The organism is Micrococcus sp. GbtcB5, from assembly GCF_019091605.1.
GTDB classification, from domain to species: Bacteria; Actinomycetota; Actinomycetes; order Actinomycetales; family Micrococcaceae; genus Micrococcus; species Micrococcus luteus.
In genome coordinates this window covers 1-230 of sequence record NZ_JAGXJK010000615.1, presented here as the reverse complement: position 1 = coordinate 230, position 230 = coordinate 1, and the positions used below count along the sequence as shown (strand labels likewise).

Here is a 230-nt window from a genome sequence, read left to right as displayed (position 1 = left end):
GGTCCAGGGCCTCGCGGGTGCCCCCGGCCGTGATCACCACGGTGCGACCAGCCATCGGGCCGGGCGCGGGCTCGGCATCGGACCCGGACGCGGTGGCCCGGGGACGGCGCGGGGCGCCCGCGGCCGCGGCGGCCTGGGCACGCTCCCAGATCTCGGCGGGCTCGGGCAGACGTTCGGTGCCGGGGTCGGCCCCCGGGGGGGGGGCCACGGCGGGGGCCACGCCCGCGCCG

The 230-nt window shown here is 83.9% G+C and carries 1 pseudogene; it reads right to left on the bottom strand.

Annotated elements, in window-relative coordinates:
* Positions 1–208: pseudogene (locus tag KVS67_RS13710) on the bottom strand (phosphopantothenoylcysteine decarboxylase); the annotation flags it as partial.
* Positions 209–230 lie beyond the last annotated feature (22 nt).